The following is a 19,558-nucleotide window of genomic DNA, read 5'->3' on the forward strand; positions in this document are numbered from 1 at the left end:
CCGCCGCCGCAATTGTAACGAATGGAAACGGATTCAAGCCCAAAGTAACACGCGGTAACAAAAGCGGTGAAAATTTCCGCCTTGTCAGGATATTGCTCTGCATTCTGCGTTGCCATGCGGCATTCTGTTAGCGCTATATCGAGCATCGCCGCCCATTGGGTGGCACCGAATTCTCAGGGAGGAGAACAAATATGAAGCGTTTTGCATTTGTCACTGTGTCGACCTTTGCCATTGCGGCCGGGTCGTCGGTAGTGGCCGAACCGCAGGCAGAAGTCCTGCACTGGTGGACATCCGGCGGTGAAGCGAAATCGGTCGCTGTTCTGCAGGAGGAGTTTGCCTCGAACGGTGGCACATGGACTGATATGCCGGTCGCAGGTGGCGGCGGTGATGCGGCCATGACCGCGTTGCGGGCCCGTGTTCTGGCAGGTAACGCGCCGACAGCCGTTCAGCTGAAAGGCCCTGCCATTCAGGAATGGTATGAAGAAGGCGTACTGGCCGATATCTCAGCCGTGGCTGAAGCCGAAGGCTGGGCAGATGTCCTGCCTGCGTCGATCGCGGGCCATATGAAGTGTGAAGGGAGCTGGTGCGCGGCTCCGGTGAACGTTCACCGTGTTGACTGGATCTGGGCCAACGCGGACGTTCTGGCCGCAAACGGTATCGAAATGCCCAGCACTTGGGATGAATTCAATGCCGCTGCCGAAAAGCTGCAGGCCGCCGGTGTGATCCCGCTGGCTCATGGCGGTCAGGCATGGCAGGACGCCACCGTGTTCGAAGCAGTTGTGCTTGGCGTTGGTGGACCTGAGTTCTACCAGAAAGCACTGGTTGATCTGGATCCCGAAGCGCTGACCTCGGACACCATGGTGCAGGCGTTTGATCAGATGCGTACCCTGCGCGGATACGTGGACGAGAACTTCTCGGGCCGCGACTGGAACCTCGCCACCGCGATGGTGATGAACGGCGAAGCTGCGTTCCAGATCATGGGTGACTGGGCCAAGGGTGAATTCCTGGCGGCTGGCAAAAAGCCCGGCGAAGATTTCCTGTGCGCCTCGACCCCCGGTGACGGGTATCTGTACAACGTCGACAGCTTTGCCATGTTTGACGTGGAAGGCGACGACAAGAAAGCCGGTCAGGACCTGCTGGCCAAGCTGATCGTTGCACCGAACTTCCAGAAAGTGTTCAACCTGAACAAAGGCTCGATCCCTGCGCGGACCGATGTTGGTCTGGAAGACTTTGACATCTGTGCCAACCTGTCGGCCGAAGACATGGGTTCGACATCTGCCGCAGGTTCGCTGCTGCCGTCTTACGCCCATGGCATGGCGCTGCGCGGGTCGCAGTCCGGTGCGATCACCGATGTTGTGACCGCACATTTCAACTCGGATATGTCCTCGGCTGACGCGGTTCAGCAACTGGCGGACGCGGTAGCAAACAGCTACTGATCCAATACGCTCTGCCCCCTATACTGAGGGGCAGAGCATTTTTCCCCGGAGGCTAAAATGTCCGAATGGCTGGAAAACCACCTGCCCAAGGTGGTGCTGGCACCGTCGTTCATCGCCGTATTGATCTTTGTCTACGGATTTATCGGATGGACCGCATGGGTGTCGCTAACCCGATCGAAACTACTGCCGAAATACGAGATCAAGGGCTTCATTCAGTACGAACGCCTGTTTGACTCGCCCCGTTGGGATACGGCGATCAACAACCTGTATATCTTTGGTGCGCTGTTCATCGTCATCGCGATGGTACTGGGCCTGTTGCTGGCCATCCTGCTGGATCAGAAAATCCGCGTCGAAGGAGCCATCCGCACGATCTACCTCTACCCGATGGCGCTGTCGATGATTGTGACCGGTACCGCGTGGAAGTGGATTCTGAACCCGGGTCTGGGCATAGAATCCATGGTGCAGGGCTGGGGCTTCACAAACTTCGAGTTCGATTGGTTGGTGAACCCTGATTACGCCATCTACACCATCGTGATGGCCGCGATCTGGCAAAGCTCGGGTTTCGTCATGGCGCTGTTCCTGGCCGGTCTGCGGTCAGTGGACGGAGAGATCATCAAGGCCGCGCAGGTCGATGGCATCCCGACATGGCGCATCTATACTGCGATCATCATCCCCTCGATGGCCCCGATCTTCCTGTCAGCCTTCATCGTACTGGCGCATCTCGCGATCAAAAGCTTTGACCTTGTCATCGCCTTGACGGGTGGCGGTCCGGGCTACGCGACTGATTTGCCTGCCACTTATATGTACGCCATGGCGTTTTCGCGCGGCGATATTGGTCAGGCGGCCTCGTCCGCGATGATCATGATGCTGGTCGTCTTTGCCATCGTGGTTCCCTATCTTTACTCAGAGCTGAGGGCGAAAAATGACTGATCTGTCGATGCCCCAAACCCAAACCCGTACCCAAAGCGCCACTGGAAAGATTGCCCTGCGTTGGTTGCTTTATGTCCTGCTGGGCCTGTTCGCGCTGTATTACCTGATGCCGCTGTTCGTGATGTTGACCACATCGTTGAAAAGCCTTGAGGAAATCCGCACCGGGTCCCTGATTTCGCTTCCGCGAGAGGTCAGCTTTGACGCCTGGAAAACTGCATGGTCCGGCGCCTGTACCGGTATCCAGTGCGAAGGTCTGCGGCCATACTTCTGGAACTCGGTCCTGATTGCGGTGCCTGCGGTGGCGATCTCGACCCTTCTAGGCGCACTGAATGGCTATGTCGTAGCGCAGTGGCGGTTCAAGGGTGCCAACATCATCTTCTCGCTGATGCTGTTTGGTTGCTTCATCCCGTTCCAGGTGGTTCTGCTGCCCATGGCGCGCCTTCTGGGCATCATGGGAATCGCAGGAACCATTCCGGGTCTGATCTTTGTCCACGTAATATATGGGTTGGGCTTCACCACGCTGTTCTTCCGCAACTACTATGTCACCATTCCGGCCGAGCTGACCAAGGCGGCGCGTGTCGATGGGGCCGGGTTCATGAGGATCTTCTGGTCGATCTTCCTGCCGCTGTCGCTGCCGATCATCGTGGTGACCGTCATCTGGCAGTTCACGCAGATCTGGAACGACTTCCTGTTCGGCGTGTCATTCAGCCAGGCGGGCACACAGCCTGTGACCGTGGCGCTCAACAACATCGTAAACTCCACCACCGGCGTCAAAGAGTACAACGTCGACATGGCTGCCGCGATCATCGCGGGGCTGCCGACGCTGCTCGTCTATGTCGTTGCCGGTAAGTATTTCATCCGCGGCCTGACCGCTGGCTCAGTGAAGGGATAAGACCCATGGCTCCCATCCTTGATATCAACAAGCTCTACAAGAATTACGGCCCTGTCGAAATTTTGAAAGACATCAACATCTCGATTGAACCGGGCGATTTCCTGGTGCTTGTCGGCCCGTCGGGCTGCGGTAAATCCACCCTGCTGAACTGCATTGCTGGGCTTGAGGAAATCACCGGAGGCACCCTGTCCATCGGCGGTAACGACATGACCCATGTCAGCCCCAAGGACCGCGACATCGCAATGGTGTTTCAGTCCTATGCTCTGTACCCGACCATGTCGGTGGCCAAGAACATCACTTTCGGCATGAAAGTGCGTGGGGTCGATCAGGCCACTCAGGATGCCAAGCTGAAAGAGGTCGCGTCGCTGCTTCAGATTGAACCGCTGCTCAACCGCCGCCCAAGCCAATTGTCGGGCGGTCAGCGTCAACGGGTCGCAATGGGTCGGGCGCTGGTGCGTGATCCTAAGCTGTTCCTGTTTGACGAACCCCTGTCGAACCTTGATGCCAAGTTGCGGGTCGAGATGCGGACCGAGATCAAGAAGCTGCACCAGACGCTGGACGCCTCGATCGTTTACGTGACCCACGACCAAATTGAAGCAATGACGCTGGCGACCAAGATCGTCGTGCTTAAAGGCGGGATCGTGCAGCAGATCGGAACACCGGCCGAGATCTACAACAACCCGGCCAACCTTTTCGTTGCGGATTTCATGGGCTCTCCGGCGATGAACCTGATCCCAGCACAGGCATCGAACAATGGTTCGGGGACGCAGATTTCGATCACGCGAGAAAGCGGCGATACGCTGGTCTTAACCGATGCGCGCGCACCGGAACTGCCGCAGGATGTCATCCTCGGTCTACGCCCGGAAGACATCGCCGAGGCCGGTTTCCGCGCCGGGGCAGGTGTGCAAGAGGCGGCCTGCATGGTCGATATGGTCGAACCTGCCGGGGCCGACACCTATGTGGTGTCGGAACTGGGGGGCAAGCAGGTCACAGCGCGCCTGCATGCCGAAACCAGCGCGCAGGCGGGCCAGATGTTGAACCTGGCTTTCGACATGAGCAAGGTGTCGTATTTCGCCAAGGAAACCGGTGAACGGCTGAATTGATTCCGTGGATTCAGGCAACGGATCGCCACTGTGCCGCCGGTGTTAACCGGCGGCACGCTCGTTTTCGGATATCAGGATCAGCCGGTGTTTTTCAGGTCCTTGATCAGGCGATTTAGGTCACCGCCACGTGCATCCAGCATGGCACCGATCTCAGTGCGCTCGGTCAGCAGCAGGTTCACGCCTTCGATGAACATGTTGTAGAACTTGCCGCGGCCAGACTTGTCGGACACTAAGAATGTCACTTCGAACGGGGACGAGCCGCGCAGTTTGACTGAGGTTCTGACCTCGTATCCGGTCTTGATCTTGCGCGCATTGCGCACGGTGACCTCACCGCCGATGAACTCGCGGAACCGGCGGCCATATTTGCGCGAGATATAGCCCTCAAACGCCTTGGTGAACTGGCGCAACTGCGCGGATGACGCTGTGCGTGCATCCGCCCCCAACGCATAGCGGGCCATGATCGGCACATCACCGTATTGAACGAAAATCTTCTGAAAATCGCGCAGCATCGCGTTCTCGGATTTACCCGAGTCGATGATACGCGTGATATCGGCCACCACGCTGTTGACCAGTTGCTTGGCCTGCGCTTCGGTCAGCGCAAACGCGGGCAGAGGCAATGCGGCAACTGTCATCCCGGTCAGGGCAGCGGCTACAAATCGGCGTCTGTTCAACAGGTTATTCGGCATAGGGGTCCTCATACGGGTCAAGATAGGGGTCTCTGACAGGGTCGGTCCCGGTGTTGGCGTAGGGATCGTCATACAGACCCAGATAGGCGTCTTCATCATCCCTTGCCAGTTCAAAGCGGCGATTTTGCAAATAGATCGTACGTGCCTGCGCGTAACTATCGGCACTGTCATAAAGAATTGAATCGACCGTATCCGAGAACCGTCCACGATCCCCCATGCGCCGCACAACCTCGGCATAGACACCAATGTTGTCGACCGGACGCACCGGAGAGAAGTTAATTGGGTTCGAGAAAAGATTGAATACGACGCCGACAGCATCACGCGCGGTCGACGGGCCATAGAAGGGGAGTTCCACGTAGGCGCCCTCGCTGACACCCCAAACATGCAAGGTTTCTCCGAAATCGGTGTCGACGGGCGGCAGGTTCAATTCATCCGCCGGAGCGGACAGGCCAAATCCACCCACGGTCGAGTTGATCAGAAAGCGCAGCAACGCGTTGCCCGATTGTTTCAGGTTGCCTTGCAACAGATAATCCAGAGCCTGCCCTGGCATGGTCAGGTTTTCAGCAAAGTGATTGAAGCTGGTGACCATCGGATCGGGCACGATCTTCACATAGCCTTTTGAGGCTGGACGGAACAGGAACCGGTCAACGCCCAGATTGAACTTGTGAATGCCACGGTTGGCACCTTCGTAAGGGTCGAAAATCTCACCTCGCGCGGCAGCGTCCTGTGGCTGCGTTGCGCATGCCGACAGAACCGTCATGATGGCGAATATGAATAGGTGCTTCAGGCGAATATAGCTTGGCACTGTCTTCTTTACTCCAAAAACACCCGGTGGTGTGCCGGGCCTTCAATCAATACGGCCATTGCGCTCATGGTGCGCAATTCGTCTCACATAGAGGTTTCGCGCAGAATATGAAACAACGACTCGCGTTTACCTCAGTAGGTGGGAGGTCGTAAAGTGACACGAATTCAACACTTCCTGAACAGGAGAACACCCGCGCAGTTCGCAGGCCTTAAGAAAATAACCGCTTTCCCGCTTTCCGAAACCTGCGTTCCCGGTTAGCGTCCGCGCGGAATCACTGTGAGATGAGGATCAACCACATGAGTATTGCAGCAAAACTGGATAGCTTGGGTGTCAATTTACCGGACGCGCCCGCGCCCGCAGCAAACTACGTTCCGTTCGTGCGCATCGGCAACATCGTCTATGTGTCGGGCCAAATCTCCAAGGCGGACGATCTGATCACAGGTAAGCTGGGCGATGACATGGATATTGAGGCAGGTGCGGCTGCGGCCAAGGTCTGCGCCATCAATCTGCTGGCTCAGGTAAAAGCGGCGTGCGACGGCGATATCGACAAACTGGTGCGGGTGATCAAACTGACTGGTTTCGTGAACTCGACTGCTGATTTCACCGCGCAACCGCAGGTGATCAATGGCGCGTCCGATTTTCTGGTTGAGGCGCTGGGTGAGGCTGGTCGTCACTCGCGCTCGGCCGTCAGCGCAGCGTCGCTGCCGCTGGGCGTCGCGGTCGAAATCGAAGGCATCTTCGAGGTTCAATGACACCTTCGCTGCCTCTTGAGTTTCTGAAGCGCCCGATTGCACATCGGGCGCTGCATGACGTTGCGGACCAGCGGCCCGAGAACAGCCGGTCCGCCATTCGTGCTGCGATAGACGCGGGATATGGCATTGAAATTGATCTGCAGCGCACGCGCGATAACCGTGCGATGGTGTTTCATGACTATGACATGACTCGCCTGACCGGACGCGCGGGACCTATTCAGCAAATCACTGCGGCGCAGGCTCAGGCGCAGCCTCTGCTGCATTCCGACGGTGAGAGTATCCCGTCATTCGAAGAGGTGTTGAACATGGTTGCCGGTCGGGTGCCTCTGCTGATTGAGCTGAAGGATCAGGATGGGGCAATGGGACCTGATATCGGCGCGTTGGAAGCGGATGTAGTAAGTGCGCTGAAAGGCTATGTCGGACTGGTCGCGCTAATGTCATTCAACCCACACGCGGTTGCCGAACTCGCGCGCCTTGCGCCACATCTACCGCGCGGTCTCGTTACCGGCTCTTACGACCCAAAGGCCGAGCTTTTGCCGCAATCCATTTGCGACCATCTGCGCAATATCCCTGATTTTGACCGTGTTGGTGCCAGTTTCATCAGCCATGAAGCTTCTGATCTTGACCGCCCCCGGGTCGCCGAGCTGAAGGCACAAGGTGTGCCGATCCTGTGCTGGACGGTGCGCTCGCCTGAACAAGAGGTCGAGGCCCGCAGGGTTGCCGATAATGTGACCTTCGAAGGCTATCTGGCCGAATATCCCGCTTGATCCTGCCGTGCGCGATCACAGATAAAGGTGCAGCGCGGAGGGGACATGGATCAGGCACAGATTGAGGTTCGGGTTCTGACATCGCTATCGCAGATAACAGCGGGCGATTGGGACAGTTGCGCCTGTCCTGAGGTTGCTGATGGCGGGCGACCGCATGATCCGTTCACCACACACCGATTTTTGCTGGCTTTGGAAGAAAGCGGTTCAGTCGGACGCGGCACAGGCTGGCAGCCGCAATATCTGACGGCTTATCTTGATGGAATGCTGATCGGTGCGGCGCCGATGTATGCCAAATCGCATTCGCAGGGTGAGTACATCTTCGATCACAGCTGGGCCCATGCTTATGAAAGTGCAGGCGGGCGATACTATCCGAAACTGCAGATCGCTGCGCCATTTACACCCGCAACAGGCCGACGTTTTCTGGTACGGCCCGGCTATGATGCGGTGGGCATGTCAGCGCTGGTGCAAGGCGCGGTGCAGTTAGCCGCCGAAAATCGCATCTCTTCACTGCACGCCACCTTCTGCACCGAGGCCGAGGCGCTGGCTGGTGAACAGATGGGCCTGATGGTCCGGCATTCGCAGCAGTTTCACTGGCTCAATGATGGATACACCGATTTCGATGGGTTTCTGGCAGCGCTATCTTCGCGCAAACGCAAAAATATCCGGAAAGAACGCGAGCAGGCCTGTGACTTCGGCGGGCAGATTCGTACGATCACAGGCGATGATCTGCGGCCGGAGCACTGGGATGCCTTCTGGCGATTCTACCAGGATACCGGCGCGCGCAAATGGGGATCACCCTACCTGACGCGGCAATTCTTTGATATCGCTCAGGAAACCATGACAGATGACATCGCTCTGGTGCTGGCCGAACGCAACGGATACCCGGTAGCCGGGGCCTTGAATTTCATCGGCCGGGAAACGCTCTTTGGCCGCTATTGGGGCTGCGTGGAACACCATCCCTGCCTGCATTTCGAACTGTGCTATTATAGGGCGATCGACTTTGCCATTGCCGAAGGGCTGGCCCGGGTTGAGGCAGGTGCCCAGGGCGAGCACAAGCTGGCGCGCGGTTATATGCCGACCCGCACGCATAGCTTGCACTGGGTCGGTGATCCGGGTTTTGCTGATGCAGTTCAGAAATATCTGGACGCCGAAGCCCACGCAGTGGGAGAAGAGATCGAGATTCTGACGGATTATGGCCCGTTCAGGAAATCGAACCCGGAGGAACAGCAATGACCGAACTTCTGTCAACCGAGACCCGCGGCCCGCTGCTGGACCCGCTGTTCAGAAATGGCTGGACTATGGTTGAGGACCGCGATGCGATCACAAAGACCTTCATCTTCGATAATTTTGTCGCCGCTTTCGGCTGGATGACGCAGGTGGCGATCTGGGCCGAGAAATGGAACCACCACCCCGAATGGTCGAATGTCTACCGCACAGTCGAGGTGGTGCTGTCCACCCATGATGTTGGCGGCCTGTCCGCACAAGACGCCAAGCTGGCGCGCAAGATGGATAGCCTTCTATCGGTCGCCAGCTGACCCTGCACCACCTGCCAGCAACGCAGCGGTTCCTAGTTGTTTGAAATCATCTGGAGAAATGGTTCCTCCGCTGATATCGATATTGGCCGGAATTCTGATCGTGCGGCTGCCGACCGAGCGGACGCTGCGGGTCGACGGGTTGATGTCGAGGCACCGTGTCTCATAACAGGTCAAACCGGCGGTATTGATCTGAATGCGGGTCTGTCCGTCTGGGCCGGTAACAACAGGTGATTGCGGTACATCACAAGCCGCGAGCACCAGAAGCGCGCCGAGGCTGATCCATCTCGTCATCTTACGCCTCCTGATTGAGCATTAGTTTAATTGCCCATTGCCATCCAGATCAGCCGAGGTGAAATCGCTGTCCATCTGGGCGTCGTATTCTGGCCGTGAGATAGCGTTATCTCCATCGCGGTCAACATTCTGAAACTGCTTGATGTCTAGGAACGGTTTAGCTTCATCCAGGCCAAGTGTGCCGTTCTTGTCTTCGTCCATCGCTTGAAACGCATAATCCGTGAAGGCGTTGAATTCGTCCCGGGACAGAAACCCATCATTGTTCTTGTCGATATTGTTCAGCTCGGCCTCGTGCAGTTCTGCGACACTTTCGGCGCTTGCGGTGCCAGACATCAGAATGACAGCGATGATGATCAATGCTTGTTTCAAATCCAATCTCCTCAGCATGCGTAACGTTCGCCAGACAACCCACCTGCAGCAGCGCCCGCCGCCGTCAGAATGGCTTTGCCCGATCCACCGCCAAATTGATTGCCGATCACTCCGCCGATCAATGCGCCGCCTATGGTGCCGCTCAGACAAGCGATCTCGTGTTGCCGAGCAGCTTGTTGCTGGGGTGTAGGGGCAGGGCCGCACGCGGCTAAGGCGCCGGCGCCACCAAGAATCAAAGTGATTAATTTCAGTCGCATCAATGAACTCCCGGGTTGTATGTCCAAGTATTGGCACATCGGGTCGTTGCATCAAGTTAAATGCGTTTCATGTGGCCCCGGTGATGCCGGGGCCAACCGGGATCAGAAGGTTTCAAGCAGACCTTCGCCAGCCGAAATCTCGCAAACGCCCGGATTCTCTTCGATGTTCAAGGCGATTACCTTTCCGTCATTGACGAACATTGCATAGCGCTTGGACCGTGCCAGCAGACCAACCGGTGGTGCGTCGAAATCCATGTCTATCGCCTTGGTGAATTCCGATGCGGCGTCAGCCAGCATGGTCAGTCCTGCGGCAGTTGCTCCGGTGCTTTCACCCCAAGCGCCCATCACGAAGGGATCGTTGACCGAAATACAGATGATCTCATCAACTCCTTTTGCGTCGAATTGGCCTTTTGTCCGCATGAAGCTTGGGACATGCGCGGTCGTGCAGGTCCCGGTAAATGCGCCGGGCACAGCAAAGATCACCACCTTGCGCCCTTTTGTTTTTTCTGAAATCCGCACCTCTTCAGGGCCATCGGCTCCCATCTGAATCAGCGTCGCGTCGGGCAGCATGTCACCTGTTGAGATCATTTATTAAGCTCCTGTCATTTGGATTTGCAGAGTCGGGCTTTGTCGCAATATAGGTTGTCGAAAGAAAGAGACCATCGGAATTCTGCAGGGGAGCACAACATGAGCCATATCGTCGTGATCGGGGCAGGGCAGGCTGGTGCTTCACTCGTGGCGCGGCTACGCAAAGATGGGTTTGAGGGCGACATCACCTTGATTGGTGCCGAGCCGCACCTGCCCTATCAGCGCCCACCTTTGTCCAAGGGTTACCTGTTGGGCGAGATGGAGTTGGAACGCCTGTTCCTTCGACCCGAGAGCTTCTATGCCGAGAATAACATCACCCTGCGACTGGGGCAGCGTGTGACCGGAATTGACCCCAAGGCCAAAACGGTAACGATAGGTGATGACGTGATCGCCTATGACGAGTTGGCACTGACCACAGGCTCTGATCCGCGTCGCCTGCCCGCAGCCGTTGGTGGCGATCTTGAAGGCGTCCATGTGGTGCGCGATCTTGCGCATATCGACGAGATGGAGCCTCGGGTAACCGACGGCGCGCGCGCTTTGATCGTCGGTGGCGGCTATATCGGGCTCGAGGCCGCCGCGGTTTGTGCCAAGCGTGGGGTCAAGGTGACCTTGGTCGAGATGGCAGACCGTATTCTGCAACGTGTCGCCGCGAAAGAGACCAGCGACTATTTCCGTACGCTTCATACGGAATACGGAGCCGACATTCGCGAAGGCGTTGGGCTGGATCGTTTGGTTGGTGAAGATGGCAAGGTGACGGGTGCTATTCTGTCCGATGGCACTGAATTAAAGGTGGATTTCGTCGTGGTGGGGGTCGGAATCGCGCCCTCAACGCAACTGGCTGAAATGGCGGGGTTGGAGCTGGACAACGGCATCAAAACCGATGCCCATGGCCGCACCTCGGACCCGTCGATCTGGGCGGCGGGTGATTGTGCCTCGTTCCCGCATGGTGAGGGCCGCATTCGTCTGGAGAGCGTGCCCAACGCCATCGACCAGGCCGAGATTGTGGCCCAGAACATGCTGGGTGCTGCCAAGGATTATACCGCGACGCCGTGGTTCTGGTCGGATCAGTACGACGTCAAGCTGCAGATTGCGGGCCTAAATACAGGCTATGATCGCGTCGTGACCCGAAAGGGTGAAGGCGCGACGGTGTCCTTCTGGTACTATAAAGGCGGTCAGCTGATTGCGGTCGACGCGATGAATGACCCGCGCGCTTATATGGTAGGTAAACGCCTGATCGATGCGGGTAAAACAGCCGATCCGACGGTGGTGGCTGACCCAGAAGCGGAACTGAAACCGCTGCTCAAAGCGTGAGGATCATCGCCGGTAACTTCCGGGGCCGCGCTTTGGCCTCGGTCGGCAAGGGCGATGCTGGAGCACATCTGCGCCCCACCACCGATCGGGTGCGGGAAAGCCTTTTCAACGTCCTGAACCATCAGATCGACATTGATGGTCTGCACGTGTTGGACCTGTTTGCAGGTACTGGTGCGTTGGGGCTTGAAGCGCTGTCGCGCGGAGCGGCCCATGTTACGTTTGTCGATGATGGGCGAATTGCGCAGAGTCTGATCCGCAAGAATATCGATCTGACCGGAAGTCGGGACCAGACCACTCTGATCAGACGTGACGCAACGCGGTTGGGGGAAAACCCAGGCGACGCATGCGATCTGGTCTTTCTTGATCCGCCTTATGGCAAAGACCTGGGTCAAAAGGCGCTGGCGGCGGCCACCAAAGGTGGCTGGCTGGCCCAGGACGCCCTGATCGTGTGGGAGGAAAACGCCCCCATGATTGCTCCAAATGGGTTCACTCTGCATGACGCGCGAAAATATGGCGACACGTGCATTTCGCTGATGTGGCGAACTGGGGGCTGATATGCATGATCTGGTCATTTTCGATTGCGACGGGGTTCTGGTTGATAGCGAGGTTCTGTCCAATCAGGTCATGATCGACAATCTGGCCCAATATGGTCTGCACCTGACCCTTGCAGAGTGCATGTCTCTATTCGTCGGTGGTACGATGACTGGTGTCCGAGACAAGGCGCGCGATCTCGGTGCGGATCTGCCTGACGACTGGACCGATCAAATCTACTCGGAAATCTATAAGAGGCTGCGAGCGGGCACTCCTTTGGTTGAAGGCATCCCAGAATTGCTGACGCAATTGGATGCAGCCAGCATTCCTTATTGTGTCGCCTCAAATGGCAGGCCAGAGAAAATGCAGATTACTCTGGGTCAAAACGGTCTGTGGGAGCGGTTCAGCACGGTCATGTTTTCGGCCCATGTGCTGGGCTCAGGTAAACCTGACCCCACCCTGTTCCTGACAGCGGCGCAGCAATTTGGCGCCAAATCGCCGGTCGTGATCGAAGACAGTGAGAACGGCGTCACCGCCGCCATCCGTGCCAATATGCGCTGCCTCGCCTATGCAGCCCACGACGACGGCGCGCGGCTGGCTGCGCTGGGGGCCGAGGTCTTCACGGATATGTCACATGTGCCGGGGCTTTTGGGACTCTGACTGCGAAGCATGGTAAGGTCGGCCCATGGACCGCGCTATCTCACCTCCGCTCTGGGCATTCTCGCAGGATGCCGACACCACCACCGGACCGACGACCAAACCGTTGCGTGCGCCGGTGTTCATCAACGACGCGGTGATACCATGGCGGGATGAGACATTGCTGTTGAAACTGTTACGCGATCAGGCGACCGATCAGGACGAATAGGTCGGATGATATTTGCCACCCGGTGACAGCGTGAAAATCTCAACCCCATCGGCCGTCACACCCACCGAATGCTCAAACTGCGCCGACAGAGATTTGTCGCGTGTCACGGCAGTCCAGTCATCGGCAAGTGTTTTGGTTTCGGGGCGGCCCAGATTGACCATCGGTTCGATGGTGAAGAACATGCCTTCTTCCAACACGGCGCCAGTTCCGGGGCGGCCGTAGTGCAGAACGTTTGGTGGCGCGTGGAAAACACGGCCCAGCCCATGTCCGCAGAAATCGCGGACAACGCTCATCCGGTGCGCCTCGACATAGGCCTGAATGGCATGGCCTATATCCCCGAAGGTATTACCCGGCTTGACCATATCGATGCCCTTGAACAGCGCATCATGGGTCACCTGAATCAACCGCTCGGCTTTACGCGGAAGCTTACCAGCCACGTACATACGCGAGGTGTCACCAAACCAGCCATCGACGATCACAGTGACGTCGATATTCAGGATATCGCCATCCTTCAGCTTCTTCTCGCCGGGGATGCCGTGACAGACTACATGGTTCACGCTGATACAACTTGCGTGCTGATAACCTTTATAGCCAATGGTCGCTGATTCTGCGCCTGCGTCCTCGACCATCTGAGTGATCAGCCCGTCAATCGCACCAGTGGTCTGACCAACAAAAACATGATCAGCAATATCGTCCAATATCTGCGCAGCCAGCGCCCCTGCCGCATGCATTCCGGCAAAGTCACTCTGTTCGTAGATACGGATGCCATCCTTGGTCAGACGGCCACGATGTTCTTTCATCGGTGCGAGACTCCAAATATTTCACGCAGCACTTCTTTTACGCTGCTTGTGCAGAAAGTACCAGAGGGCGCGCGATCGCGAATTAAAGATGGCGAATGAATCGGTGACTTCAAGACTTAAAGCCAACGTGACATTGGGATGGGTGCTGCATTTGGCGGCGAAGCGGACAGATGGCCTAGACTGGTATATGCTATTCGGATCGATGCGGGTGCTCACGCCAAAAGTGAAACTGTTCGACACCGCCGTGCGTGCATGAGGGCGTTAATGCCCTTTATCTTGGGAGACTTATCCAATGGCTAGTTCAGTGATCGGGGTCAGGCGTATGTCAGAAGCAGACAATGGTGAAATGTCTAAGCTGCTTGGCGATGTTTTCAGCCGGCGGGATCCTCCCGCTGTTGCAACTAACTTCTCGCCTGTAAAGCTCGAAAAGATCGCCATGCTGTTTGGATCAAAATCTGCAAAAGAAGGATTGTCGTCTGTGGCTTTCAATCAAGCTACTGGTGAAATTGTAGGCGCAGTTTTAGCGCATGATTTCGGTCAGCCACCCCCCGACGGGATTGATGCGCTGGACTTAGACTCTGAACCCGTCATCGCGCTAATTGACGAGTTGGAAAGTGTTTTTTCGAATGCCTACGACATTCAAGCAGAAAAATTCCTTCATATATTTATGATTGCAGTGCGTGATGATTTCTCAAGAAGAGGAATTGCACAAAGCTTGCTAGTTTCATGTCTAAAGCAAGCTGAGAATTCTGGTTATCGGATTGCTTTCGCCGAAGCGACAAACAGTTTTTCACAAAGCCTTTTTTCAAAAGCAGGCTTTGTCGGCATTCACTCGATCGGTTACGAAGACTTTGAAATTAATGGGCAACGGCCATTCCTGGATATCAAGGACGAGGGGGCCTGTGCGCTAATGGAACTCGATCTTTCGGCTTAAACTAGATTTTTGATGTGTATAAGCAAAGCGGCCTGAATCCGTCAACGCTCGTAAGCTTGTCCATAACCTGAGGCGACCCAAACCCCTTCCGGAGAAATTCGTGTTCCGCAGATCATCCGTTCTACCCCCTTGGCCTGCGCCCCTTCAAATGCCGCCGCATAAGCCGGATCGATATCCGCAGCCAGAGCAAACCTGTCACAGTCAGAGCGCTGCACCAGATAGAGCATGATCGCCCGGTGACCTTGCGCCGCCATCGCTGCCAACTCCCCCAAATGCTTGGTGCCGCGCGTTGTAACGCTGTCGGGAAACTCGGCCAGACCGGGTTGGCGAGATAGGGTGACGCTTTTGACCTCGACATAGGCATCTGGCAAACCAGGCTGGGTCAGCAAGAAATCGATGCGGCTGTTTTCACCGTATTTAACCTCAGGGCGCACGGTTTCATAGGACGCCAATTCCGGGATTTCGCGCGCCTCCAGCGCTGCACGAAGCGCCTTGTTCGGGACGGATGTGTCGACCCCCGTAAAATGCCCGTTCCCATGATCGACCAGCCGCCAGCCGTATTTCAGCTTTTTCTTCGGATCATCATTCGGCTCCAGCCAGATTTTCTCACCCGGCTCCGCCAGCCCCATCATCGAGCCGGGATTGGCGCAATGGGCTGTTACTTCGCGCCCGTCTTCCAACCTGCAATCTGCCAGAAAGCGCTTGTAACGTCGGATCAGGCGGGCGGGGACAAGGGGGGTTTCAAATCGCATGGCCTAGGGCCTATACCTGCCCTAACGGTCGATCAAGAGGGAGGGCGCGCCATGGCCAATCCAACCGCTGCAATGTTGGTGATCGGGGATGAGATCCTCTCGGGCCGCACCCGCGATGCCAATATGCATTATCTGGCTGGAGAGCTGACCAAACACGGCATCGATCTGAAAGAGGTGCGTATTGTCAGTGATGATGCGCCCGCGATTGAGGCGGCAGTCAGGGCGCTATCCCAGGCCCATGACCATGTGTTTACCAGTGGCGGCATCGGCCCGACCCATGACGATATCACCGCCGATTGCATCGCTCGAGCTTTTGGCGCGCATATCGATGTTCGCCACGACGCGCGGGCGCTGCTTGAAGCGCATTACGAGAAGTGCGGGCTGGAGCTGAACGACGCTCGCCTGCGTATGGCGCGTATCCCGGACGGGGCGGAATTGATCGACAACCCGGTCTCGACCGCGCCCGGCTTTACGATTGCAAACGTCCATGTCATGGCCGGAGTACCGTTGGTTTTTCAGGCGATGGTGGCGAGTGTTTTACCTTTGCTTACCGGAGGCAACCCGCTTTTGTCGCAGACTCTGCGTGTGGACAGAGGTGAGGGCGATATAGCGTCGACCTTGGCCGCGCTCGCCAAAGATTTCGGCGACCTCTCGATCGGATGTTATCCGTTTCAGACAAATGGCGTGTTCGGGGCGAATGTGGTTGTGCGCGGTACCGATGGCGGGCGCATCGATGCCGCCATGACCCGCCTCGCGAAAGAGATCGAGCTTTGAGCACCGATTGGGCTGCAGTTGTAGACGGCACATGGCCTGCTGCAGGCTATCAAACGCAAGGCCCATTTCGGCTGCGACAAGGGCAGGGCGGAGGGTCACGCGTATCCGCCGCCAGTCGGATTGGGGACGTAGCCAGCGCCGATATCGACGCGGCTGAAGGCGCCATGCAGGCGATGGGCCAGAAACGCATCTTCTGCCTGCGACCGAGAGATGAAGCACTGGATGCGATGCTTGCCGAACGCGGCTACGACATTCTCGATCCGGTCAATATCTATTCCTGCCCGGCGCAGCAATTGACCGATATCCCGATCCCGCGCGTGACTGTTTTCAACATCTGGGAACCGCTGGCCATCATGCGCGAGATCTGGGCGCAGGGCGGTATCGGCCCCGAGCGGATTGCCATCATGTACCGGGCACCGGGCCCAAAGACCGGCCTTTTGTTGCGCCACAGCGATCAACCCGCAGGAACCGGCTTTGTGGCGATCCATGACGGTATCGCGATGGTGCACGCGCTGGAAATCCTGCCGGACCACCGCCGCAAGGGGTTGGGCAACTGGGCCATGCGCGCCGCGGCCTTTTGGGCGCTGGACAATGGCGCGCAGACGCTTAGCGTGATCTGTACCAAGGCGAACGCGGGGGCCAATGGCCTCTACCACTCGCTTGGGATGAAGATCGATGGAGAATACCACTATCGCCAGCGCGTCTGAGGAGAGCGAATTGACCAAACAGGACATGCCCACTGCCCTGGATCTGCCAATGGTGGACCCTCTACCGCCAGAGACGCAGAAATACTTCGATATCTGTGTCGAGAAACTGGGAATGGTGCCGAATGTCCTGCGCGCCTATGCCTTCGATATCGACAAGCTGAACGCCTTTACCGCGATGTACAATGACCTGATGCTGGCCGACAGCGGGCTGTCCAAACTGGAGCGCGAGATGATCGCGGTCGTGGTGTCCTCGATCAACAAATGCTTCTATTGCCTCGTGGCCCATGGCGCGGCGGTGCGGCAGCTTTCGGGTGATCCGCAACTGGGCGAGATGTTGGTGATGAACTACCGCGTCGCCAAACTGGATGCGCGCCAACGTGCGATGCTGGATTTCGCCGCCAAAATGACCACTGCCAGCACCACAATCGAAGAGCCCGATCGCCAGCAATTGCGCGATGTAGGTTTCTCAGATCACGACATCTGGGATATTGCCAATGTCACAGGTTTCTTCAACATGACCAACCGCGTGGCGAGCGCGACTGCAATGGTCCCGAACCCCGAGTATCACGCCCAGTTCCGATGATCCGAACCCTGTTCATCTGTATTGCTTTGCTGGCCGCGCCTGCCTTGGCGCAGGAGTTGAACTTTCCTGCGGGCTCCCGGCAGATATCTGACCGCACCAGTGCGTTGGACAGTTACGACCTGCCAACCGGCGTGTTTGCCGAAGGCTCGGTCCCGTCGCGTAATGTCGAAGGGCGCGTCGAGCGGCTGACATGGCGGCTGCAGGCGGGGTCTAGCACAACGCTGCAAATCCTTGCGCCTCTGCGGGATCAGCTTCAGGCGCAGGGTTTCGAGATCGCGTTTGAATGCGAGGCGCGCAATTGTGGCGGGTTCGATTTCCGCTTTGGCACCGAAGTGGTGCCGACACCCGACATGTATGTGGCGATCCACGATTACCGCTTTCTGTCCGCCGCCCGCGGCGACGAGGTGCTGAGCCTGCTCGTCAGCCGTAATCCGCCGGATGGCTATGTGCAGATGATCTGGGTGACCCCACTGGGCACGCAGCCCGCGCCGCCATTGGTGATCGAGGAAACTGTTGAAGGTTCGGCCGGGTTGCTCAGCGATCTCAGCGGCACCGGACACGTCATTCTCGATGACCTGCACTTTCGCACCGGTGAAGTCGCGCTGGGCGAGGGGCCTTTCGCCTCGCTGGCGCTGCTTGCGGGTTATCTGGCCGACAATCCATCGACCCGCTTGGCGTTGGTCGGACACACGGATGATACCGGCGCCTTGCCGGCCAATATTGCGGTCAGTACCAAACGGGCCGAAGCCGTGCGCGCGCGCCTGATTGAAGCGCATGGCGTTGCCGCCGACCGGATCGAGGCGCAGGGTGTGGGCTATCTTGCGCCCATCACCTCGAACGCCACGCCCGAGGGCCGAGATATTAATCGCCGGGTCGAGGCGGTGTTGCTGGTCAACTGACGGGCGCGGGCATCGCAACCGCTCTGCGCCCCTCTTGCCCTGATGCCGCACCCTGATGCACACTTGCAGATGAACGGGGCCGCTGCCTTGCCGTCGGACTTGTTGGAAGGCAGTCCCATCCGCCACCAAGCTTAGGGAGGAGTGCGTCATGGCTTCCAGGACCGACGATTCCACACCGCCGGACAACATGGCCCCACAACCAGCCATGCCCGAGGTCAACAGGCTGACAGCGGAAGATATCACCGCATCGCTCAAGGCCGGGTTTTCCGACTTCCTCGCACGCCCGGTCATGAGCGGTTTTTTCGGCCTGTTCTATGCGGTTTTCGGCATCCTGTTCGTCTGGTGCCTGGTTTGGCTTGGCAAGATCTGGATGATCATTCCTGCGGCGGTAGGCTTTCCGCTGGTCGCGCCCTTCGCAGCCGCAGGGCTCTATGAGATGTCTCGTCGCTTGCAAAAAGGGGAAAACTTCGGGTGGTCCGAAATCCTCACCGTCATGGCCAATCAACGCAAACGCGAGCTGGGCTGGATGGCCTTCGTCACCCTGTTCATATTCTGGGTCTGGACCTATCAAATCCGCCTTTGGTTGGCGATCACTCTGCAAAAAGCGTCATTTTCCGATTTTGAGGGGTTCTTGAACATCGTGCTTTTCACGCCGCAGGGCTGGACCTTCCTTGCGATTGGCACCTGCGTCGGGGCGTTTCTGTCGGCTGTGCTGTTCTCGGTAACCGTTATCGCCATGCCGATGCTGCTGGATCGTGAAACCAATTTCGTCTCTGCCATGCTTACCTCGGTTCGCGCCGTCTCCGAGAATCCGGTGGTGATGCTCGGCTGGGCTGCGATCATCTCGGTCACCATGCTGATATCGCTGGTACCTGCGTTTTTGGGACTTGTCTTTACACTGCCGATCCTGGGTCACACTACATGGCACCTGTATCAGCGGGCTGTATCACCTGCTGAGGTTTGACCGGCAGATTCAGATCGAACGAGCGAC

At 57.4% G+C, this 19,558-nt stretch carries 27 protein-coding genes; 19 read left to right on the plus strand and 8 right to left on the minus strand.

All coding sequences use genetic code 11. The features are described 5' to 3' along the window. Positions 1-191 precede the first annotated feature (191 nt). Genes ACR3EJ_RS05400 through ACR3EJ_RS05415 form a run of 4 tightly spaced genes read left to right on the plus strand, consistent with a single transcriptional unit; the run spans position 192 to position 4,361 of the window. Positions 192-1,436 carry an ABC transporter substrate-binding protein gene (locus tag ACR3EJ_RS05400; RefSeq protein ID WP_170541917.1) on the plus strand — a complete coding sequence of 415 codons (1,245 nt, stop codon included), beginning with the start codon at positions 192-194 and terminating at the stop codon, positions 1,434-1,436. A 57-nt stretch (positions 1,437-1,493) separates the two neighbouring features. After that, positions 1,494-2,366, plus strand: coding sequence for a carbohydrate ABC transporter permease (locus ACR3EJ_RS05405; RefSeq protein ID WP_170387762.1), 873 nt, complete (start codon positions 1,494-1,496; stop codon positions 2,364-2,366). Then, positions 2,359-3,258 (plus strand): carbohydrate ABC transporter permease, encoded by a 900-nt coding sequence (locus ACR3EJ_RS05410; protein WP_010438517.1) that lies wholly within the window; start codon positions 2,359-2,361, stop codon positions 3,256-3,258. Before ACR3EJ_RS05405 ends, ACR3EJ_RS05410 begins: the two co-directional genes overlap by 8 nt. A gap of 5 nt (positions 3,259-3,263) precedes the next feature. Next, positions 3,264-4,361 carry an ABC transporter ATP-binding protein gene (locus ACR3EJ_RS05415; RefSeq protein WP_170541914.1) on the plus strand — a complete coding sequence of 366 codons (1,098 nt, stop codon included), beginning with the start codon at positions 3,264-3,266 and terminating at the stop codon, positions 4,359-4,361. 77 nt (positions 4,362-4,438) lie between these two features. On the opposite strand, the gene ACR3EJ_RS05420 is transcribed toward ACR3EJ_RS05415, so the two are convergent. Further along, positions 4,439-5,047 carry an MlaC/ttg2D family ABC transporter substrate-binding protein gene (locus ACR3EJ_RS05420; RefSeq protein ID WP_170541913.1) on the minus strand — a complete coding sequence of 203 codons (609 nt, stop codon included), beginning with the start codon at positions 5,045-5,047 and terminating at the stop codon, positions 4,439-4,441. Then, complete coding sequence (locus ACR3EJ_RS05425) at positions 5,037-5,852, minus strand: MlaA family lipoprotein (protein WP_010438526.1); 816 nt, start codon at positions 5,850-5,852, stop codon at positions 5,037-5,039. The genes ACR3EJ_RS05420 and ACR3EJ_RS05425 overlap by 11 nt, the downstream gene beginning before the upstream one ends. A gap of 296 nt (positions 5,853-6,148) precedes the next feature. On the opposite strand from ACR3EJ_RS05425, the gene ACR3EJ_RS05430 reads away from it, so the two are divergent. Genes ACR3EJ_RS05430 through ACR3EJ_RS05445 form a run of 4 tightly spaced genes read left to right on the plus strand, consistent with a single transcriptional unit; the run spans position 6,149 to position 8,906 of the window. Continuing rightward, positions 6,149-6,604, plus strand: coding sequence for a RidA family protein (locus ACR3EJ_RS05430; RefSeq protein ID WP_010438528.1), 456 nt, complete (start codon positions 6,149-6,151; stop codon positions 6,602-6,604). Then, positions 6,601-7,371, plus strand: coding sequence for a glycerophosphodiester phosphodiesterase family protein (locus ACR3EJ_RS05435; protein WP_170541911.1), 771 nt, complete (start codon positions 6,601-6,603; stop codon positions 7,369-7,371). Before ACR3EJ_RS05430 ends, ACR3EJ_RS05435 begins: the two co-directional genes overlap by 4 nt. Before the next feature lie 45 nt (positions 7,372-7,416). Further along, positions 7,417-8,604, plus strand: coding sequence for a GNAT family N-acetyltransferase (locus ACR3EJ_RS05440; protein WP_170541908.1), 1,188 nt, complete (start codon positions 7,417-7,419; stop codon positions 8,602-8,604). Continuing rightward, positions 8,601-8,906, plus strand: coding sequence for a 4a-hydroxytetrahydrobiopterin dehydratase (locus ACR3EJ_RS05445; protein ID WP_170471617.1), 306 nt, complete (start codon positions 8,601-8,603; stop codon positions 8,904-8,906). The genes ACR3EJ_RS05440 and ACR3EJ_RS05445 overlap by 4 nt, the downstream gene beginning before the upstream one ends. Here ACR3EJ_RS05445 and ACR3EJ_RS05450 read toward each other — a convergent pair. From ACR3EJ_RS05450 to ACR3EJ_RS05465, 4 genes are all read right to left on the minus strand, one after another. Beyond that, positions 8,889-9,197, minus strand: coding sequence for a hypothetical protein (locus ACR3EJ_RS05450; RefSeq protein WP_170471619.1), 309 nt, complete (start codon positions 9,195-9,197; stop codon positions 8,889-8,891). The two genes, ACR3EJ_RS05445 and ACR3EJ_RS05450, sit on opposite strands and share 18 nt — an antisense overlap. Positions 9,198-9,218: 21 nt before the next feature. Next, positions 9,219-9,566 carry an EF-hand domain-containing protein gene (locus ACR3EJ_RS05455; protein ID WP_480422824.1) on the minus strand — a complete coding sequence of 116 codons (348 nt, stop codon included), beginning with the start codon at positions 9,564-9,566 and terminating at the stop codon, positions 9,219-9,221. Positions 9,567-9,577: 11 nt separating this feature from the next. Then, a complete protein-coding gene (locus ACR3EJ_RS05460; protein ID WP_170541902.1) occupies positions 9,578-9,823 on the minus strand; it encodes a glycine zipper 2TM domain-containing protein in 246 nt (81 codons plus the stop codon). A 102-nt stretch (positions 9,824-9,925) separates the two neighbouring features. Beyond that, positions 9,926-10,411, minus strand: coding sequence for a peroxiredoxin (locus tag ACR3EJ_RS05465; RefSeq protein WP_170541899.1), 486 nt, complete (start codon positions 10,409-10,411; stop codon positions 9,926-9,928). A 99-nt stretch (positions 10,412-10,510) separates the two neighbouring features. On the opposite strand from ACR3EJ_RS05465, the gene ACR3EJ_RS05470 reads away from it, so the two are divergent. From ACR3EJ_RS05470 to ACR3EJ_RS05485, 4 genes are read left to right on the plus strand one after another with little or no spacing between them, the layout of a single operon-like run. After that, positions 10,511-11,722, plus strand: a complete 1,212-nt coding sequence (locus ACR3EJ_RS05470) for an FAD-dependent oxidoreductase (protein WP_170541896.1) — start codon at positions 10,511-10,513, stop codon at positions 11,720-11,722. Further along, on the plus strand, positions 11,719-12,276 hold the full coding sequence (gene rsmD, locus ACR3EJ_RS05475; protein WP_170541893.1) for a 16S rRNA (guanine(966)-N(2))-methyltransferase RsmD: 558 nt from the start codon (positions 11,719-11,721) through the stop codon (positions 12,274-12,276). Before ACR3EJ_RS05470 ends, rsmD begins: the two co-directional genes overlap by 4 nt. Position 12,277: 1 nt before the next feature. Continuing rightward, a complete protein-coding gene (locus ACR3EJ_RS05480; protein WP_170541890.1) occupies positions 12,278-12,913 on the plus strand; it encodes an HAD family hydrolase in 636 nt (211 codons plus the stop codon). A gap of 25 nt (positions 12,914-12,938) precedes the next feature. Further along, a complete protein-coding gene (locus ACR3EJ_RS05485) occupies positions 12,939-13,118 on the plus strand; it encodes a hypothetical protein (RefSeq protein WP_170541888.1) in 180 nt (59 codons plus the stop codon). Here the strand turns inward: ACR3EJ_RS05485 and map are convergent. Further along, the gene (gene map / locus ACR3EJ_RS05490) at positions 13,106-13,918 is read right to left on the minus strand and encodes a type I methionyl aminopeptidase (RefSeq protein ID WP_170541885.1); all 813 of its coding nucleotides are present in this window, start codon (positions 13,916-13,918) and stop codon (positions 13,106-13,108) included. The genes ACR3EJ_RS05485 and map overlap by 13 nt on opposite strands. 88 nt (positions 13,919-14,006) lie before the next feature. Between map and ACR3EJ_RS05495 the strand changes: the two genes are divergently transcribed. Both ACR3EJ_RS05495 and ACR3EJ_RS05500 read left to right on the plus strand, forming a co-directional pair. Beyond that, positions 14,007-14,174, plus strand: coding sequence for a hypothetical protein (locus ACR3EJ_RS05495; protein ID WP_170541883.1), 168 nt, complete (start codon positions 14,007-14,009; stop codon positions 14,172-14,174). 36 nt (positions 14,175-14,210) lie between these two features. After that, complete coding sequence (locus ACR3EJ_RS05500; RefSeq protein ID WP_170541880.1) at positions 14,211-14,852, plus strand: GNAT family N-acetyltransferase; 642 nt, start codon at positions 14,211-14,213, stop codon at positions 14,850-14,852. Between the two features lie 41 nt (positions 14,853-14,893). Here ACR3EJ_RS05500 and sfsA read toward each other — a convergent pair whose 3' ends face one another. Beyond that, a complete protein-coding gene (sfsA, locus tag ACR3EJ_RS05505) occupies positions 14,894-15,604 on the minus strand; it encodes a DNA/RNA nuclease SfsA (protein WP_170541878.1) in 711 nt (236 codons plus the stop codon). A gap of 51 nt (positions 15,605-15,655) precedes the next feature. Between sfsA and ACR3EJ_RS05510 the strand changes: the two genes are divergently transcribed. From ACR3EJ_RS05510 to ACR3EJ_RS05530, 5 genes are all read left to right on the plus strand, one after another. After that, complete coding sequence (locus ACR3EJ_RS05510; protein ID WP_170541875.1) at positions 15,656-16,378, plus strand: molybdopterin-binding protein; 723 nt, start codon at positions 15,656-15,658, stop codon at positions 16,376-16,378. Further along, complete coding sequence (locus ACR3EJ_RS05515) at positions 16,375-17,085, plus strand: GNAT family N-acetyltransferase (protein WP_170541872.1); 711 nt, start codon at positions 16,375-16,377, stop codon at positions 17,083-17,085. The genes ACR3EJ_RS05510 and ACR3EJ_RS05515 overlap by 4 nt, the downstream gene beginning before the upstream one ends. Then, positions 17,054-17,668 carry a peroxidase-related enzyme gene (locus ACR3EJ_RS05520; protein WP_480422828.1) on the plus strand — a complete coding sequence of 205 codons (615 nt, stop codon included), beginning with the start codon at positions 17,054-17,056 and terminating at the stop codon, positions 17,666-17,668. The genes ACR3EJ_RS05515 and ACR3EJ_RS05520 overlap by 32 nt, the downstream gene beginning before the upstream one ends. Then, positions 17,665-18,567: an OmpA family protein gene (locus ACR3EJ_RS05525; RefSeq protein ID WP_170541869.1), complete on the plus strand. Its 903-nt coding sequence runs from the start codon at positions 17,665-17,667 to the stop codon at positions 18,565-18,567. Before ACR3EJ_RS05520 ends, ACR3EJ_RS05525 begins: the two co-directional genes overlap by 4 nt. Positions 18,568-18,715: 148 nt before the next feature. After that, a complete protein-coding gene (locus ACR3EJ_RS05530) occupies positions 18,716-19,531 on the plus strand; it encodes a DUF2189 domain-containing protein (protein WP_170541866.1) in 816 nt (271 codons plus the stop codon). Positions 19,532-19,558: the final 27 nt, after the last annotated feature.

The sequence above is a fragment of the Ruegeria sp. AB11 genome (assembly GCF_056536325.1).